2 protein-coding genes are annotated in these 2,208 nt (G+C 75.3%); both read right to left on the bottom strand.

Annotated elements, in window-relative coordinates; genetic code table 11:
• Positions 1 to 133: 133 nt before the first annotated feature.
• Complete coding sequence (locus SNE206_RS34220) at positions 134 to 1,735, bottom strand: sodium:solute symporter family transporter (RefSeq protein ID WP_407917458.1); 1,602 nt, start codon at positions 1,733 to 1,735, stop codon at positions 134 to 136.
• A complete protein-coding gene (locus tag SNE206_RS34215) occupies positions 1,732 to 2,082 on the bottom strand; it encodes a hypothetical protein (RefSeq protein ID WP_407917457.1) in 351 nt (116 codons plus the stop codon). The genes SNE206_RS34220 and SNE206_RS34215 overlap by 4 nt, the downstream gene beginning before the upstream one ends.
• Positions 2,083 to 2,208 lie beyond the last annotated feature (126 nt).

Below are 2,208 nucleotides of genomic sequence, written 5' to 3'. Positions count from 1 at the left end.
CGACCCGGGGCGGACGTCCTCGGCGTTCCCGCGGACGGGTGGGCGCGGGGTCCGGGCCGAGGCGGGCGGTGTCGGCCGGGGGATCACCGGCCGCTGTGGGCGGGCAGCGCTGCGTGCGGAGGCCGTGCGCCGCTTACACGGTGCCGACGAGCACCACGGTCGCGGCCTCGGCGTCCGCGGCGCGCTCGGGCGGCGTGGGGGGCCGGAGACGGCTGCCCGCCCAGCCGAGGAGGAAGCCGACGGGCACGCTCACCACGGCGATGTTCTGCAGCGGGAACCAGTGGAAGTCGACGCCCGGGAAGAGCGAGTAGGGCTGTCCCGAGACGGTCGGTCCGAAGACCTGCAGCAGGAGGCAGCAGGCCAGCGAGCCGTAGAGCGTCCACAGCATGCCCAGCCGGGAGTAGCCCGGCCAGAAGAGTGTGTGGACCAGGGCCGGCAGGATGACGGACGCCGCCACCGCGGCGGCGAACGACGCCAGGAAGAGGATGCTCCAGCCGCGCAGCAGGGCGGCCAGGAGCACGGCGACCGCCCCCAGCGCCACGATGGCCCACTGGGCCACGGTGAGTTCCTGCTTGTCGGTGGCCCTCCCGCGGCGCAGGACCCCGGCGTGGACGTCGTGGGACAGCGATGCGGCGCCGGCGAGGGCGAGCCCGGCCACCGAGGCGAGGGCGGTCACGAAGACGGCGCAGGCGACGGCCGTGAACAGGATCCGGCCGCCCGTCCCCTGATCGAGGGCGTCGGTGAGCAGGAGCAGCGCCGAATTGCCCTGCGGGTCGTCCGTGGCGATCGCGTGCACGCCCACGATCGCGGCGGCGGCCAGGCCGAGCAGGACCACCGTGCTGTGGAAGAGGCCGACCATGACGGTCGCGTGGCCCGAGGCGCGGCGCGCGGCGCGGCCGTTCACGGACGCGCCGACGCGCATGAGGAGGGGCGGCACCACGGCGGAGCCGAGGGACACGGTGAGGCAGAGCGAGAAGCGTTCCAGTGAGCCCGTCGCGGTGGTGCCGAAGAGCAGGCCGGGGGCGTGGAAGGTGGCCGCGCCGCCCGATCCGATCGCGGCGCGTTCCATCAGCGCACCGGGATCCCAGTCCAGCGCGTCGGCGGAGGCGAGGGCCGCTGCGGCGACGACGCCGAAGACGAGCAGGGCCTTGCCGGTCTGGATCATGCTGGTGCCGCGCATGCCGCCGAACGCCGCGAAGGTGATGACCAGCAGGCCGCTCAGCACCGTGCAGACCAGGGCGGCCCCGGGCGTCCGCGTGTCGAGGACGTACGCGATGGCTTCGCCCGCGACCGTGAGCTGCACGACGGTCAGCGGTACGCAGACCGCCACCGTCGTCACCGCGCCCGCGATCCGGGCCGCCCGCCCGGCCGTGCGGGTGGCGAGGACCGAGCCGAGGGTGAAGCGTCCGGTGTTCCGCAGCGGTTCGGCCAGGACGAGCAGGAGGACCATGGACGCGCTTGCGCTCGCGGCGGTCGCCATGCCGTCGTACCCGGTGAGGGCGACCGTGCCGATCGGGCTGAGCAGGGCTGTCGCGGGGATGTGGTCGCCGCACAGCGCGAGGGAGTTGCGCAGTGCGGGCAGGGAGCGCTCGGCGGTGTAGAAGTCGGCGGTGGTGTCGTTGCCCACGCCGGCGATCAGGCAGAGCAGGAAGCAGAGGCAGATGACGACGAGGAAGGCGGTCAGCGGGGTGACCAGGGCGTAGTCACCGCCGGCGAGGAGGGTCGGGGTGGTCACGGCCGGACCTGCCCGGTGCCGTGACCGTACGGGGCTCTCGCCAGCACGTCGGCGTGCGGGTCGCAGTGGGTGCGGCACGCGCGGTCGTACCAGAGCGCGGAGGCCGGCACGGTGGCCGCCTGGAGGCTGAGCAGCAGCATCCCGAGGGTGCAGCCGCCGGGCAGCGGGGTCGCGAGCCGGCTGCCCGCCGTGGAGGCGAGCAGGGACACGGCGAGGCCGACGGCGGCGTTGACCGCCAGCAGCCGTCGTCGCAGGCGGCGTGAGGCGAGACGCAGGAGCTCACGGGAGGGATGGCCGTCGAGGCCGGGTCGGGGTGGTTCGTGCGGGATGCGGTCGAACACGGACATCGGGACGACTCCTGGTTCTCGGTGCGTGGGGGTGTGCGGGCCGCGCCTGCGGCGGAGGGCGACGCGTCGCGGCCCCGGCGGGGGGCCGGGCCGGCGGGGGCGCGGCGGTGGCCCGGGGGCGGGGGG

The sequence above is a fragment of the Kitasatospora sp. NE20-6 genome, assembly GCF_045862635.1.
Note: the sequence above shows the minus strand (reverse complement) of the source record. Positions and strands in the feature narration are given on the sequence as shown.